11 protein-coding genes are annotated in these 13289 nt (G+C 52.8%); all 11 read right to left on the reverse strand.

Annotated features, from left to right (window positions below):
- The coding region (locus tag ACY692_RS12135) for a type I restriction-modification system subunit M N-terminal domain-containing protein (RefSeq protein ID WP_462325644.1) at positions 1 to 178 on the reverse strand (178 nt) is incomplete at its 3' end.
- A 183-nt stretch (positions 179 to 361) separates the two neighbouring features.
- Positions 362 to 2185, reverse strand: coding sequence for a glutamine--fructose-6-phosphate transaminase (isomerizing) (gene glmS, locus ACY692_RS12140; RefSeq protein WP_462325634.1), 1824 nt, complete (start codon positions 2183 to 2185; stop codon positions 362 to 364).
- A gap of 212 nt (positions 2186 to 2397) precedes the next feature.
- Complete coding sequence (locus tag ACY692_RS12145) at positions 2398 to 3015, reverse strand: XTP/dITP diphosphatase (RefSeq protein WP_462325635.1); 618 nt, start codon at positions 3013 to 3015, stop codon at positions 2398 to 2400.
- Between the two features lie 268 nt (positions 3016 to 3283).
- Positions 3284 to 4732 (reverse strand): two-component system sensor histidine kinase NtrB, encoded by a 1449-nt coding sequence (locus tag ACY692_RS12150; protein WP_462325636.1) that lies wholly within the window; start codon positions 4730 to 4732, stop codon positions 3284 to 3286.
- Positions 4733 to 5165: 433 nt separating this feature from the next.
- Positions 5166 to 6470, reverse strand: a complete 1305-nt coding sequence (locus tag ACY692_RS12155) for a M48 family metallopeptidase (protein ID WP_462325637.1) — start codon at positions 6468 to 6470, stop codon at positions 5166 to 5168.
- Between the two features lie 173 nt (positions 6471 to 6643).
- Positions 6644 to 7762 carry an alanine dehydrogenase gene (ald, locus tag ACY692_RS12160; protein ID WP_462325638.1) on the reverse strand — a complete coding sequence of 373 codons (1119 nt, stop codon included), beginning with the start codon at positions 7760 to 7762 and terminating at the stop codon, positions 6644 to 6646.
- Positions 7763 to 7917: 155 nt separating this feature from the next.
- Entirely contained in the window at positions 7918 to 8769 is an 852-nt protein-coding gene (locus ACY692_RS12165; protein WP_462325639.1) for a sugar phosphate isomerase/epimerase family protein, read from the reverse strand.
- Positions 8770 to 8837: 68 nt separating this feature from the next.
- On the reverse strand, positions 8838 to 10643 hold the full coding sequence (locus ACY692_RS12170; RefSeq protein ID WP_462325640.1) for a M99 family carboxypeptidase catalytic domain-containing protein: 1806 nt from the start codon (positions 10641 to 10643) through the stop codon (positions 8838 to 8840).
- Entirely contained in the window at positions 10609 to 11313 is a 705-nt protein-coding gene (locus ACY692_RS12175) for an FtsB family cell division protein (protein ID WP_462325641.1), read from the reverse strand. The genes ACY692_RS12170 and ACY692_RS12175 overlap by 35 nt, the downstream gene beginning before the upstream one ends.
- Positions 11310 to 12521 (reverse strand): L,D-transpeptidase family protein, encoded by a 1212-nt coding sequence (locus ACY692_RS12180; protein ID WP_462325642.1) that lies wholly within the window; start codon positions 12519 to 12521, stop codon positions 11310 to 11312. The genes ACY692_RS12175 and ACY692_RS12180 overlap by 4 nt, the downstream gene beginning before the upstream one ends.
- A 135-nt stretch (positions 12522 to 12656) precedes the next feature.
- Positions 12657 to 13232 carry an orotate phosphoribosyltransferase gene (gene pyrE, locus ACY692_RS12185; RefSeq protein WP_462325643.1) on the reverse strand — a complete coding sequence of 192 codons (576 nt, stop codon included), beginning with the start codon at positions 13230 to 13232 and terminating at the stop codon, positions 12657 to 12659.
- Positions 13233 to 13289: the final 57 nt, after the last annotated feature.

A 13289-nucleotide genomic window follows, 5' to 3' on the forward strand; every position in this document is an offset into this window, starting at 1 on the left:
GATCGGCCTTTATCTCCTCCTGCACCGTCAGAAAACGGCTGTAGGCGTGACGAAGGAAGATAAGGCCCATGACGGGCAGAAAATATTCATTGCTGGCGTAGTTCGAATTGGCCCGCATGGTGTCTGCTGCGGTCCAGAGTCTCTTCTCGATGGCCTCTATATGTTCCAGTTGCCCCATGGTTTTTCTATTTCTCCATAAAATGATTGCAACACTGATCAACGTGACAATGCCCGTTTCTCGAGCCCGGAGGTCAAGAGAGAACGGGCATTGTCACATAAAGCGGGATGTACGTCACGATTACCGGGTGAGGGTGTGTTTCCCTTGTTCTCCCACAAACGCCATTTCCTGCCCCCCTTGCGTCTATTCGACCGTGACGCTCTTGGCCAGATTTCGGGGCTGATCCACGTCCTTGCCCAGGTAGACGGCCATTTCATAGGCAAAGAGCTGCAGGGCCGGGAGAACGAAGAAACTGCCCAGCGGCTCGCTGACCCGGGGAATGACCCAGGTATCGTCTTCCTGGATATTGGCCCCCTTGTGGGTCAGGGCGATGATCTTGCCGCCTCGTGCCTGGACCTCCTTGAGGTTGGACTTGACCTTGGGCAGGAGAAAATCGTCCAGGGCCAGGGCAAAGGTCGGGAAGTCCGGATCGATCAGGGCGATGGGGCCGTGCTTCATTTCGCCGGATGCATACCCTTCGGCATGGATGTAGGAAATCTCCTTGAGCTTCAGGGCACCCTCGAGGGCCAGGGGAAAGTTGACCCCTCGTCCCAGATAGAAAAAGCTCCTGGCCCAGGCATATTCCCTGGCCAGTTTCTTGGCCTTTTTTCGAATCATGGGCAGCTCTTCCTTGAGCTGTTTGGGAAGGGCGAGCAGGCCCGGAAGAATCTTGTCCCTGGTTTCCTGACGCAGCACCCCCTTCTTGTCACCCCAGTAATAGGCAAGCAGGGTCAGAAGTACCAACTGACTGCACATGGCCTTGGTCGAGGCCACACTGATCTCGGGACCGGCCTGGGTGTAGATGACCGCGTCAGCGTCCCGGGCAACAGATGATCCAACGACATTGCAGAGTCCGAGCACCGGTACGCCCTTTTCCCGGGCAATACGCATCCCGGCCAGGGTGTCGGCGGTCTCCCCGGACTGGCTGATGGTCAGGACCAGATCGTCCTTGTCCAGAACCAGGCTCCGGTAGCGAAACTCCGAAGCGATCTCCACGGCAACCGGGATCTTGGCCCAGGATTCGATGATATACTTGGCCCACAACCCGGCATGATAGGAGGTCCCGCAGGCGACGATGCTCAACCGCTTGGGAACGTCCATGCTTCTGAGTTCGGGGATGTCGAGTACCTGTTTGCGCTCATCCACACGCCCCGACAGACAGTCACGGATGACCTGGGGCTGCTCAAAGATCTCCTTGAGCATGAAATGTTTGTACCCGGACTTCTGGGCCGCCTGCAGATCCCAGGCAATATGCTGGTTTTTCTTGCTCAGCGGGGCCAGAGTCTCCACGTCGAAAAGCTTCCAGGAATTGGCATCCATCTCCACCATCTGGTTGTCCTCGATGAAGATGACCTCGCGGGTATAGGGCAGAAAGGCCGGGATATCCGAGGCCACGAAATTCTCACCCGCCCCTATACCCAGAAGCAGGGGACTGGCGTTGCGCGCGGCCCATATTTTGCCGGGATTTTCCAGGTCGATGAGGGCGAAGGCATAGGATCCGTCCACCTGTTTCAGGGCCCAGGAGATGGCCTCGGGGATAGAATCCTTGATCCGGGCACCCTTGGATATCAGATAGGCAAGGACCTCGGTATCAGTGTCCGACCAGAACCTATGTCCTTCCTTTTCCAGGGCATCCTTGAGTTCCTGGTAGTTCTCGATGATCCCGTTATGCACCAGGGCCAAGCGGCCCTGCTCATCGATATGCGGATGGGCGTTCTTTTCCGTGGGCAGGCCATGCGTGGCCCATCGGGTATGCCCGATCCCGTAAGTGGCTGAAAGGGTGTTGATCCGTTCGAGCTTCTTTTCCAGGACGCTCAACTTGCCCTCGGAGCGGACCACGTTGATCCTCCCCTTCCGCTTATAGGCAATGCCCGCTGAGTCATACCCCCGATATTCGAGACTCTTGAGTCCTTCGACAATGATGGGCAAAGCGGGCCTGTGCCCCGCGTATCCGATGATCCCGCACATATCTCACTCCTTGTTCGTCCCGGTAGAAATTGAGTCGAATACATTCCATTCATAAAAAAGATTCAGTAACTATTCAGGTCTGTTTCCCAAAACCAGAATCCAAAATTCAATACATTACAGGAGCCCGACCTATGTGCCTCCCCAGTCGTATCTTCTGGAATACAAAATTTTATTGCAACCAGTGGTCGGTACCCAAATTCCTACATAAACAGTCAAACATGCCCAACCTTTTTCCAAAAAAGGGGCCATTGTTCAAGCAGAGATTGTAGGGCCTTGCCCCGATGGCTCCGGCTGTTCTTCATGGCCTGGTCCATCTGGGCCGAGGTCATTTGCGCCGTCCCGTCAAAAAAAACCGGATCGTACCCAAAACCGTTTTCTCCAATGGGAGACCGGGCTATGTGTCCCTCCCACGTTCCCCTGGCGACCAGGGTCTGACCATTGGGTGCAAAGGCGGTAATGACGCACACGAACCGGGCCGTGCGTCGCTCCTGGGGAACATTCTTCATCTCCTCCAACAGCTTGAGATAGTTACGTTCGTCCGTGGCCCCGGGACCGGAAAACCTGGCCGAATACACACCGGGCCGCCCGCCCAGAACATCGACCTCCAAACCGGAATCGTCGGCAACGGCCACATGCCCGGTCAATCGGGACACCGCCTCGGCCTTGATCCGGGAATTCTCCCCAAAGGTGGTCCCGGTCTCCTCGATCCCGCCGATATCCGGAAAATCTTTCACCCCGCACACCGTGACATGGGGCATGAGCTCCCCGAACATGGTTGCAAATTCGCGGATTTTTCCCTGATTGCCCGTGGCAAGTACAATGGTGGACATCAAATAATCCTCATATATAAAAAATTGTAACGGGTCAGGTACCTCTCCCAACAATCAACATTACGGATCTCTTAACTTTCCAAATTTTCTAAAAAAACGAGCCGGACTCAACCAAAACCATTGTGGAATGTTGGGTTGTTATCGAACCCCTGATCCAAGCGACGATCCGCAAGGCGTGCCCCTACGATTTGGTTGCCTTGGAAGTACATCCAAAATCCATTTTGAAAACTCCGTGTTTCAAAGTGGTTCTGGTTTACCATCCGAGCACTCACTCCCCCGCGTCGTTCTTCTTGAGGAGCAGGGCGACTGTTGTCCCCTGTCCCTTCTTGCTGGACACCTCGACACTCCCGCCCATCTCCTCGATGACCTTCTTGGTCATGGCCAGCCCGAGGCCGGATCCGCTCTCTTTGGTACTGAAAAAGGGACTGAATATATTCTCCAGGTGCTCCTTGTCGATCCCGGTACCGGTGTCCGTGACCTCGATCCTGACAAACCCATCCGCATCCCGGGTGGACACAACCAGTTCTCCCCCCCTGTCCATACTCTCGATGCCGTTCTTGACCACGTTGATCAAACTCTGCTTGACCGCCTCCCCCCTTCCGTGGACGGAGGGGAGCTCGCGTATCAAATCCATCTTGAGATGGACCCCCTGCTTTTCACATCCCATGCCCATGACCTGCATGGTCTCTTCGACTATTCTGTTCACATCGACCACGCTGGATTCCTGGGGGGTTGGCCGGGCAAAATTGAGGATTCCCCTGAGGATGGTATCGAGCCGTTTTGACTCGTCGAGGATGATCCGGACCTTGTTATGGACAGCCCCGGGGAGCTCCTCGTTTTTCAACAATGATCCGGCAAACCCGCCGATGGATACCAGAGGATTGCGGATTTCATGGGCAATATATGCGGCAAGCTCTCCCAAAGCGGCCATTTTTTCGGACTGCTGGAGCTGCTTTTCCATGTAGGTTCGCTTGGAAATATCCCGGCGCATCTCCAGAAAGAAAACCATGTTGGAACGTTCATCCAGAATGGGATAGACATACACCCGATAGTAATAGAGCTTCCCCTTGGCATCGATCCGGATGTGTATGCCCTCGCTCTTCCCACCTGTTTGGAGTGCCTGTTCAAAAGGATCGGGTTCTTTGTCCTCCCATGCCACGGTCTTGCGGTCCCACCCACTCCAGCTCGGCTTGCCCAAAAAATATTCACGCGGACGGTCGACACGTTTGCAGACGTTGATGTTCACATCCAGGATGTTCCGATTGCTATCCAGAAAAAGGACATCATCGGTAACCTCGTCGAGCACTACCCGCAGCATGGAGCGGACCGTGGACAGATCGCCCCGGCAGGTGGAACAGAACTTTTCTCTGGAGACCGAATATTCGAGAACGGAGATGCCCCGGGAATCGAGGATGGAGACACGGGAAGGAACGTCCATTCTAAGGGCGGCGAGAAATGCGGGGTCGTCTTCGGCCACCAGTAAGAGATCCGTTTTGGGGCGGGACTGGAGCAGGTCCGGTAGGTCCTTTGCCATATATGGATCCAACTCCCTGACCAAACCGGGATCAGGGGATATCTCCCCCGCCACTATTCCGGTCAACGTGCTGTCCGGGAAAACAGACCGGTAGGTGCCGTCGGCGAACCACTGCAACAGGGTATGCCTCTGGGGACCGTTGCCCACAATCCCGACATGGAGAGAGGACGATTTATCGGACATGTTTTTTCTCCGCAGGGCTGGATCGGATCCCGTAAGGATGCCCCTGCAAAAAGTCCATAATTTGAAAAATTGAGCTTTCAACTAGCTGAAATTTTTATTAAAAAAATTTGAAAAAAATCGAGATTTTCGACTTTTTGCAGCAGCGTCCGTAAGGGGGGTATAGCCACGAAAAGACAGGTTTGGATATTATACCATTTTTACTAAATTCTGGCCAAAGAAAAGCGGCTGGAAGCCGCTTCTACCTTGCGGATCTGACTTTCCCCAAAAAAACAGAACAAAGTAGAAATGGTATTACGCGGTGGAAGAGCAGGTGGCAATGATTATATACAAAAGATAGAGATGAAAAACCATCCCAACAACCAGTGGAAGAACCCTATGCGCTTTTCTGCCCATGCATGGATCGGGTCTCCTACTGGTCGGCACGAGCTGTGCCTTACGCGGAGTCATGCCCCGCATTTTCTTTTTCCCCCTCTGGATGGGGTATACCTTGAACAGTCAGGCCAGGTTCAGAAAATCCAATCGCCCGGATCCGTTCCACGACCGGGGGATGGGAATAATGGAACGCCACGTACCAGGGATGGGGGGTGAGGTTGGACAAATTGCTCACCGAGAGCTTTTTCAGGGCGGCGATCAGATCCTCCGGGGTATCGATGTGGGTTGCTGCGTACCCATCGGCCTCGAATTCGTGTTTCCTGGAGACATAGGCACTCACCGGTCCGAGAACCAGGGATATGGGGGTGTACAGAAGGGCGAAAATGACCAATCCCGTGTACACGGAAGGTTCATTGACCCCAAAGGCCGTTGCTAATGACGACGACCCCATCACCTGGGCCATGAGCCAAAAAACCACCCCTGTCTTGAAAATTCCGATAATCAGTCCCTTGAGAATATGCTTGCATCTGTAATGCCCTGCCTCATGGGCCAGGACGGCCACCAGCTCTTTGACCGTATGTTTGGCAATGAGGGTATCGAAGAGGGCTATCCGCTTCTTGGACCCGAATCCGGTGAAAAAGGCGTTGGATTTGGAGGACCGTTTCGATCCGTCCATAACAAAGATGCCAGAGAGGGTGAACCCGACCCTATCGGCGAATCGTGTGACAGCATCCTTGAGTTCACCGTCCTCGAGGGGGGTGAAGGTATTGAACAGGGGAAGAATGAACCGGGGAGCCAGGTATTGCATGATGAGCATGAATGCGGTGGTGAACCCCCAACACCAGATCCAGGCCTGACCACCAGTGCGCATGAAAAACCAGAGCACAACACCCAGAAGCCCCCCCCCGAGAACGCCACCCAGCACATACCCCTTGAGCCGATCGGACCAGAACGTGGCCATGGTCGTGGTATTGAACCCGAATCGTTCCTCGAGCACAAAGGTATGGTACAGGGAAAAAGGAATGGACAGAAGATCCGATGCCAGACCGAGTAGAGCGAAATAGATGAGCCCTGTCACCAGGGAAGAACAACCAAAGGACCGAACCAGCTCGTCCAGCCAGCCGATCCCTCCCAGCATAATGAACAGGATGAGGACCAGAAAATCAAAGGTCCCCTTGATCATGGAAAATCGGGATTGGGCACGGGTGTAGTCCTGGTTTTTTGCATAGGTTTGTGGATCCAGGACATCTTCAAATCCCTTTGGAATGGTTGGAGAAAGCCAGGAAAGATTCTTGTATTCCAGAACAAGATCCAGAACCCAGGCAAGGGTCAGGCAGACAATAACAACTTCCAGATAAACATTCATATATAGAATTCCATGGTAGGGGCAGGGTGGTGTCCCGTGCCCTGAATCTGATACTCGAAGCATGCCCGGTTTTCCACATCCTCCGGGATCCCACAAACAGAATCAGCGCGACCGCCCTTGGAGACCGCCGCGCTGACCGTTTATGGGATATGCACGAAAGACCCTGAAAAGGATTAGAAAAGGTCTCCTGCAGGACGACAGACCTTTTGCAAGGCAAAGGCATCGGCAACCGGTTCGCAGGTCAGGGTTCCTTTGTAGATATTCATTCCGCGCATCAGTGGCCTACTCTCGGCACAGGCCTTTTCGACCCCCTTGTTGGCCAATTGCAGACCGTACCTTATCGTCGCGTTGTTCAGGGCGAATGTCGATGTCCTGGCATAGGCCCCGGGCATGTTGGCCACACAATAGTGGACAATACCCTCTTCGTCGTAAACAGGGGCGTCATGGGTGGTTGGGACCGATGTCTCCGTGCACCCGCCCTGGTCAATGGCCACATCGACGATGACCGCGCCCGGACGCATGGACCTGAGCAGCGACCTGGTGACCAACTTGGGTGCCTTGGCCCCGGGAATGAGGACCGCACCGATAACCAGATCGGCCCGCCCCAGTGTTCTCTTGATATTGATATGGTCACTGTAGACCGGAAAAACATTGGCCGGCATGATGTTTCCCAGATGTTCGAGGACGGCGTGGTTGATATCCAGTATGGTTACCCGTGCCCCCAGACCGGCCGCTACACGGGCCGCGTTGGCACCGACCGTCCCCCCTCCGATGACCACGACGTTTGCCGGGAGCACGCCGGGTACCCCGGTGGCCAGCACCCCTCTTCCGCCCTTGGGACGGCCGAGATAGAACGCCCCCATGAGCGGTGCCATGCGTCCGGCGACTTCACTCATGGGTTTTAGCAGGGGCAAAAGACCATTGTCTTCCTGTACGGTCTCATAGGCCAGGGCGGTTATCTTGCTGTCCATGCATGCCTTTGTCAGCTTTTCATTCGCCGCGAAGTGGAAATATGTGTACACCAACTGCTCGGGGCGCATCAAAGGATATTCCGCCGGCAACGGTTCCTTGACCTTGACGATCATATCGGACTGTTCCCAGACATCCGAGGCTGTTGGAAGGATGGTCGCCCCCGCCTGGATATACTCCTCATCGGCTATATCCGAGCCCTGTCCGGCACCTTTCTGGATAAAGACCGCATGCCCGTTGTCGGTATAGGCATGGACGGATGCCGGGGTCAGGCCGACGCGGTACTCATGGTTCTTGATTTCGGTTGGACAACCTATGTTCACACGGACCTCCAAAAAATCAGGAAAGAATTGTTATAAATATTTCGGATTAAAAATCAGATAGTTATACTAATGCGGCCAAGTTGCAATTTTAATTTTACGTTCAATCGGTTGTCGGATTTTCTTGTTTTTTACGGCGGACTTTTACGAGTAAGGTACTAAAAATAGTCGGGAATTTTAGTGGACATGATATCCAAAAGCTGGCTTTTGCTCACACCGAGTCTGGAAAACCAGGCCATATGTTCCAGCATGAAGGAAAAGCTGTCCTGCAGATCCTTGGACGAATAGGGTTCGAGGGTGATGGTCGGTTCGAGTTCCATGAGTTCGAGGCTCGAGAAAACCTCATCCCAGGGAATGTTTCCTGCCCCCATCCCGAGGTGTCGGTCCCTGAGTCCGCAATTGTCATGGAGGTGGACATGTCCCAAAAAGGGACCGAGTTTCTGGAGCCAGAGGGAGAAATTTCTACTGTTCGCCCCCCGAGCAAATGAAAACCAGTGGCCCACATCCATACAAAAACGGCAGCGTTCGGAATGGAGTTCGGAAAGAAAATCACACATCACCCCGGGTTCCCGTGAATAGACATTTTCAAAATAGATACACGGGTGGTCCGGCCAGACAGAAAGTACCCTCCGCCAGGTCTCCAGAGCGGTTGTCGACCATTCGGAAAAGCAGTCCGCATAGTTTTCTTGGAATCCTGTATGGGCGACAAGATGGGCGGGATGATAGATTTTGGCTATTTCCAGGGCCCCGGTCAGCCTTTTTCTGGATCCCTTGCGGATCAAGGGATCAGGGCTACCGGGGTGGAGATCGAAAAAAGGAAGATGGACGGCACAGGTCAGTCCTGCCTTGTAGAATTCACCTGACAGGAACGTGTGGTATCCCAGATCCAGATTGTCCAAGGTCTGGGCATCGAATCCAATTTCCACGTTGACCTTTTTGGTAACGCAGGTGTCAAAGATGTTTTTGTTATGGGCCAATAAACGCATAGGAAAGGCGACAAAAAAGGACATCTTCCCGTACCCCCGCTGTCTGCTTGGTTATGTGGATGTCATATGGTCGTTCCCGGACACAGGCATGGTTACTGGACGGTGGTTTCTGTTCCCCCCGGTTCCATGTTTGTACGTTTCTGCAGGGCAGTCAGGCGTTCCCGGTGCAGGGGGAGGGAAACACGGACGCGAAGAGTGTGTAGTGGCTTGAGGTCCCTTGAACCATACAGACCGATGGAGTGGGACTCTCCTTCCTCCCAGACCATGGTTTGTCCGTTGGAAACCGGCCACTCATCGACCATGACCATGGTCTCGTCGTCCCCCCGTTGGGTCCAGATGTCATTGACCGTGTATGTTCCCGGACGGACCTGAATACGTTCCATGCATGTCGGAAGGATGGTCTTCCCCGCGCCCACATCCTGCAGTTCGATCGCCTTTACCGAACGGGGGAGTACCCTGAATCGTAAATAATCATCAACGGTTCCAGCCGTTTCTCTAACGGCACGGAATTGCCAGTATCCCTCGTCCATGTCCAGGTATTTATGCATGAAACTCGCAGTACTGACCATGAGCGGTGACTGTGCGTCCTGCCCGGTATTGCGCCCTTTCTCTGATACATACCCCTTGATATTCAGGATCTCATCCTGTTTCCCATGCCAGATCCCCTCGAGTATGAGCTGATCGCCCTCATATACCTCCACAACAGATCCGGAAGGGGTATAGTGGATCCTGTCATTCAGGGAGTAGACCCATATGGGATTGTCGATTTTGCGTTTATGGGACCACGTACCCTTCCATTGGACAGGAATCCCGGCAACACGTTTCCCATCGACGACGACCTGGAGAGTATCGAAAGGAGACAGGGGAATATATTCGCTATTGACAAGATTGTACCCTTCTCTTCCCTGTGCGTATACGGCATATTCCCGATCATCCCCTTGGTCCTTTGCCGGATGGACCAGGGTTACACTGAAAGGAATGTACGGGGAGAGAACCACAGGATGCTTGTCCACCAAACGGTCGTTGATACGTAGAAGGACCGGCGTGTGGTGCCATTTTTTGATCTCGTCGGTACCGATACGGGGAACGGTACACACAAGGCCGAACTCCCGCAAAAGTCCCTGGACCACCTTGATCTGCTGGCGGACCTTCCAGTCGAGATCCCTTATATCCTTGCTCACCTCGACCGCCAGGGCCGGAATGTTCAATTCCTTGACAGCGTAAAAGCTCAGTGATTTCTGCTGTTCCGGATAGGGGGTCGACGGTGAGAACGTCTTGGTATTGAAAAGGTTGAACCCCCATTTACGGGGGACCATATCCCGGTTCACCCGATCAATAACCCTGGTTGCCATCTCTCCCAGATACAGATTGCTCTGGTAGACATCCGTGTCGATGATGACGGATTGTCCATACCGGTGCGGACCATGCAATGCGTCCACATATTTTGGGGTATAGAATCCACTCCCCTCGTGCAGATGGATGAACCCGTCACATTTGCCGATGACGAACCTGATCGCCCTGGCCAATCGGTCTTCAAAAAAGCGGTCATGGTCTTTATCGAATCGTCTGTTGAGATCGACATTGCACTGCCGCTTATGGATATTGATCGAGGGGACGTCCGCCCGTGGAACAACAATCAACCGACCCGCCCGGACCTTGGTCCGCGTGAGGATCTGCCCGGCGATGAATCCGGCATCTTCATCCCCCTGGATGCCCCCCTGGATCATGATCGTCGGCCCGGGCCGCTCGCCGGTAATACAATGGACCCGGAGCGGGTACTGGGTATTCCCAAAAAACGTATATACCCTATGTCCTGCTGTGCTTCCTTGACAGATACAAGGTACGAGTCCCCCCAAAAAAAGACTACAAAAGAGCACGAGAAAGCGGATAGGTCTCACTGAACACCATGTTGTCTGCAGGATAGTTGATAGATATGCGTACGCCAAATATTTCTTTCTGAGAACAATCTCCAGGAAAAGGAATATTAAGACGAAATTGTTTCATATTGCGTATTTCAAATCCTAAATTCTGCTCTGCCTCAAGCATGATAATATATCCGGAAATCGTCACAAGATCGAGAGAAACGTCCCCTTCAACAAGCTTTCTGTTATCGTTTTGTTTATTGACATCAAAAGAAATTTTCATCGTTTTGTGTCTGAATTTCACCTGCACATTACTGACTTCAACAATATGTTTATCGACCGTTCCTAGAATATCGACCAGGTTTATGTCTCTCCGTGGGGGGTGTTTTTCCTTTTGGGCCAATGAAGATGCTACTATGGATGCTATATCTTCCTTGTCATCTTTCCGAGCGAGTTTTTCAATATTGTGCAACCGTTTCAATTCCACGGTATTCTGGCTGACGGTTCTCTGGAGTTTTTTGTTTTCCTGTTGTAATTGCTTATTTTCCTTCCAGAAATAGACCGCACCATACCCCCCCAATCCAGCACAAAGAACAAGGATAATCAGTAGATAAACGATGATTCTGAGAAATCCGTGACTGATCCGGACACGACGGACACTGCTGTCGTCGTGCATGATCAAAATATTGCATTTATGGTCGCTCATTCATCCATCCTTTTCCATATTTCACGGGTAATCCGCCACTCTTGCTCCCCCATGCGGATGAGCGTGAGCGTCTTCATCCCCTTATCCTTGTACCCGCTTACAGAAACATAATCCTGGAGGAACGAGACCTGGACGGTGTTCCTCCCCCTATTGCTGATCCCAGGGGTTCCCAGCAGGATCTCTTGGGGAGCCTTGCCCTGTTGCACAAGTTCTTCCTTGTGCTCTGCAATGGCCGAACGTCCCCGTATTTTTCCCTGGATAGCATGGGGGGTATAAAACGATGCATACTCTTGGACATCCCCTTGTTCCCAGCTTTTCCGCCATTTTTCGAGCCAGGTGGAGAGTTCAGTGGATAATTTATGTACATATTTTTTATGGAGATCCGTAGGGGCTTCAAACCATTCACTGCCAATGATCTTCCATCCGCCCTGTGGAGTTTTTTTCCAATACAGCCGTTTTACACCCTCTGAAGAGAATCCGGGAGCGTTGTACAATTGGTCGAAATAGGTGACACAGTATTCGGGCCCCTCGATACACCTGACATTGTCGATAACCACGTCGATCCATGCATACCGCTCAAAGAGTCTTTTTTTACGCTGGGTAAATCCGTTAGAAAAATACTCAGTATTGTAATAGGTAAAAAATCTTGGTGATTTTTCATCCCACGCATTAGCCCAATGTTCAGTAAGAGAGATGAGTTGATTGCTCGTGGGATCGTTCTGACCGGGCGGAGTGTTCCAGGAAATGGCGTCACTGATGACCACGGGAGTGGTTTTTACCCGAACATCCATTTTCAGGGATCGAATATCGCTATTGTTCAAGGCGACGCATCCCTTGGTTTCATGGGGCTGGATGGGTTTTCCCCGGCCATGCATCCATATGCCGTGTCCGGTCTTTCCCTTTGCCTGGTCAACGGGATTGGGAAAATTGAGAACAAAGGCCAGATCCCCGTACAGACTGAAATTGAGCCCACGGTCTTTTTTTCCCTGGATGAAATAGATCCCCTCTGGTGTCTTCAGGTCCCCTTCCCGGAATTTGTCCCCCCGTACCTTTCCCGTGGTACACGGAATCGTGCGTACCAGTGCGAGCTGCTTGGAATCCTTGTTCTTACTGAAATAGAACAGGGTCTGGGTACTCTTGTCCACGGCAAAAAGGGAATCCGGACCAAAGGGATGGGAGAAGTTGTGTGCTTGCCCCCCGCGTGCCATCAAGATCCCGGGGAAGCACACCACCAGAGTACATAGCATGCATGACAACAACCTATGACGATACGTTCCTTTCATACCTATGGGCCCGCAAGTTTCCTTATACCGAAAGAACCAGTTAGAATGTCTGTTCCATCGCTACAGTGGACGCCCCATGCGCACAAGGGAACCACGGGTAAAAATCGCCCCGAGATTGTACCCGGCCTCCGCCAATCTTTCTCTCCCCCCCTGCTCCCTGTCGAGGACAGTGAGCACTTGAGAGACGACCAACCCCTGGTCTTCCACCCGCTCACACGCGGTGATCAGGCTCCCCCCTGTGGTGACCACGTCCTCGAGCATACACACATGGTCGCCGGGTGAGAAATTCTTCAATCCTTCGAGATACTGGTCGGTTCCATGCCCCTTGGATGACTTGCGGACGATGAATCCGGCCAGGGGCATCTTTCTGACATGGGAGAGTACACTCACTGCGGAAACCAGTGGGTCCGCCCCCAGGGTCATCCCCCCCACTCCCTGGATATCCCCGCGATCGGCGATCATATCCAAAAATATGTTACCGATGAGCCATCCCCCCTCGGGATGCAGGGCGGTCTGTTTGCAGTCGAAGTAATAGTCGCTTTTTTGGCCCGAGGTGAGCACAAATGCCCCCTCCATGTAGGATTTCTCCAGGAGTAGTTCGGCCAGACGCGTGAGCATGGTATCGTCTTGATTCATCGTGATTCCGGATGGGTTATTGGAAAGGATGACCTGCTAAAAATATGTTTTATATTT

The sequence above is a fragment of the Desulfoplanes sp. genome, from assembly GCF_054921335.1.

Coding starts and splice junctions, on each gene's coding strand:
- glmS (WP_462325634.1), bottom strand. CDS start 2,185: ATGTGCGGGATCATCGGATACGCGGGGCACAGGCCCGCTTTGCCCATC.
- ACY692_RS12145 (WP_462325635.1), bottom strand. CDS start 3,015: ATGTCCACCATTGTACTTGCCACGGGCAATCAGGGAAAAATCCGCGAA.
- ACY692_RS12150 (WP_462325636.1), bottom strand. CDS start 4,732: ATGTCCGATAAATCGTCCTCTCTCCATGTCGGGATTGTGGGCAACGGT.
- ACY692_RS12155 (WP_462325637.1), bottom strand. CDS start 6,470: ATGAATGTTTATCTGGAAGTTGTTATTGTCTGCCTGACCCTTGCCTGG.
- ACY692_RS12165 (WP_462325639.1), bottom strand. CDS start 8,769: ATGTCCTTTTTTGTCGCCTTTCCTATGCGTTTATTGGCCCATAACAAA.
- ACY692_RS12175 (WP_462325641.1), bottom strand. CDS start 11,313: ATGAGCGACCATAAATGCAATATTTTGATCATGCACGACGACAGCAGT.
- ACY692_RS12180 (WP_462325642.1), bottom strand. CDS start 12,521: ATGGCACGCGGGGGGCAAGCACACAACTTCTCCCATCCCTTTGGTCCG.
- pyrE (WP_462325643.1), bottom strand. CDS start 13,232: ATGAATCAAGACGATACCATGCTCACGCGTCTGGCCGAACTACTCCTG.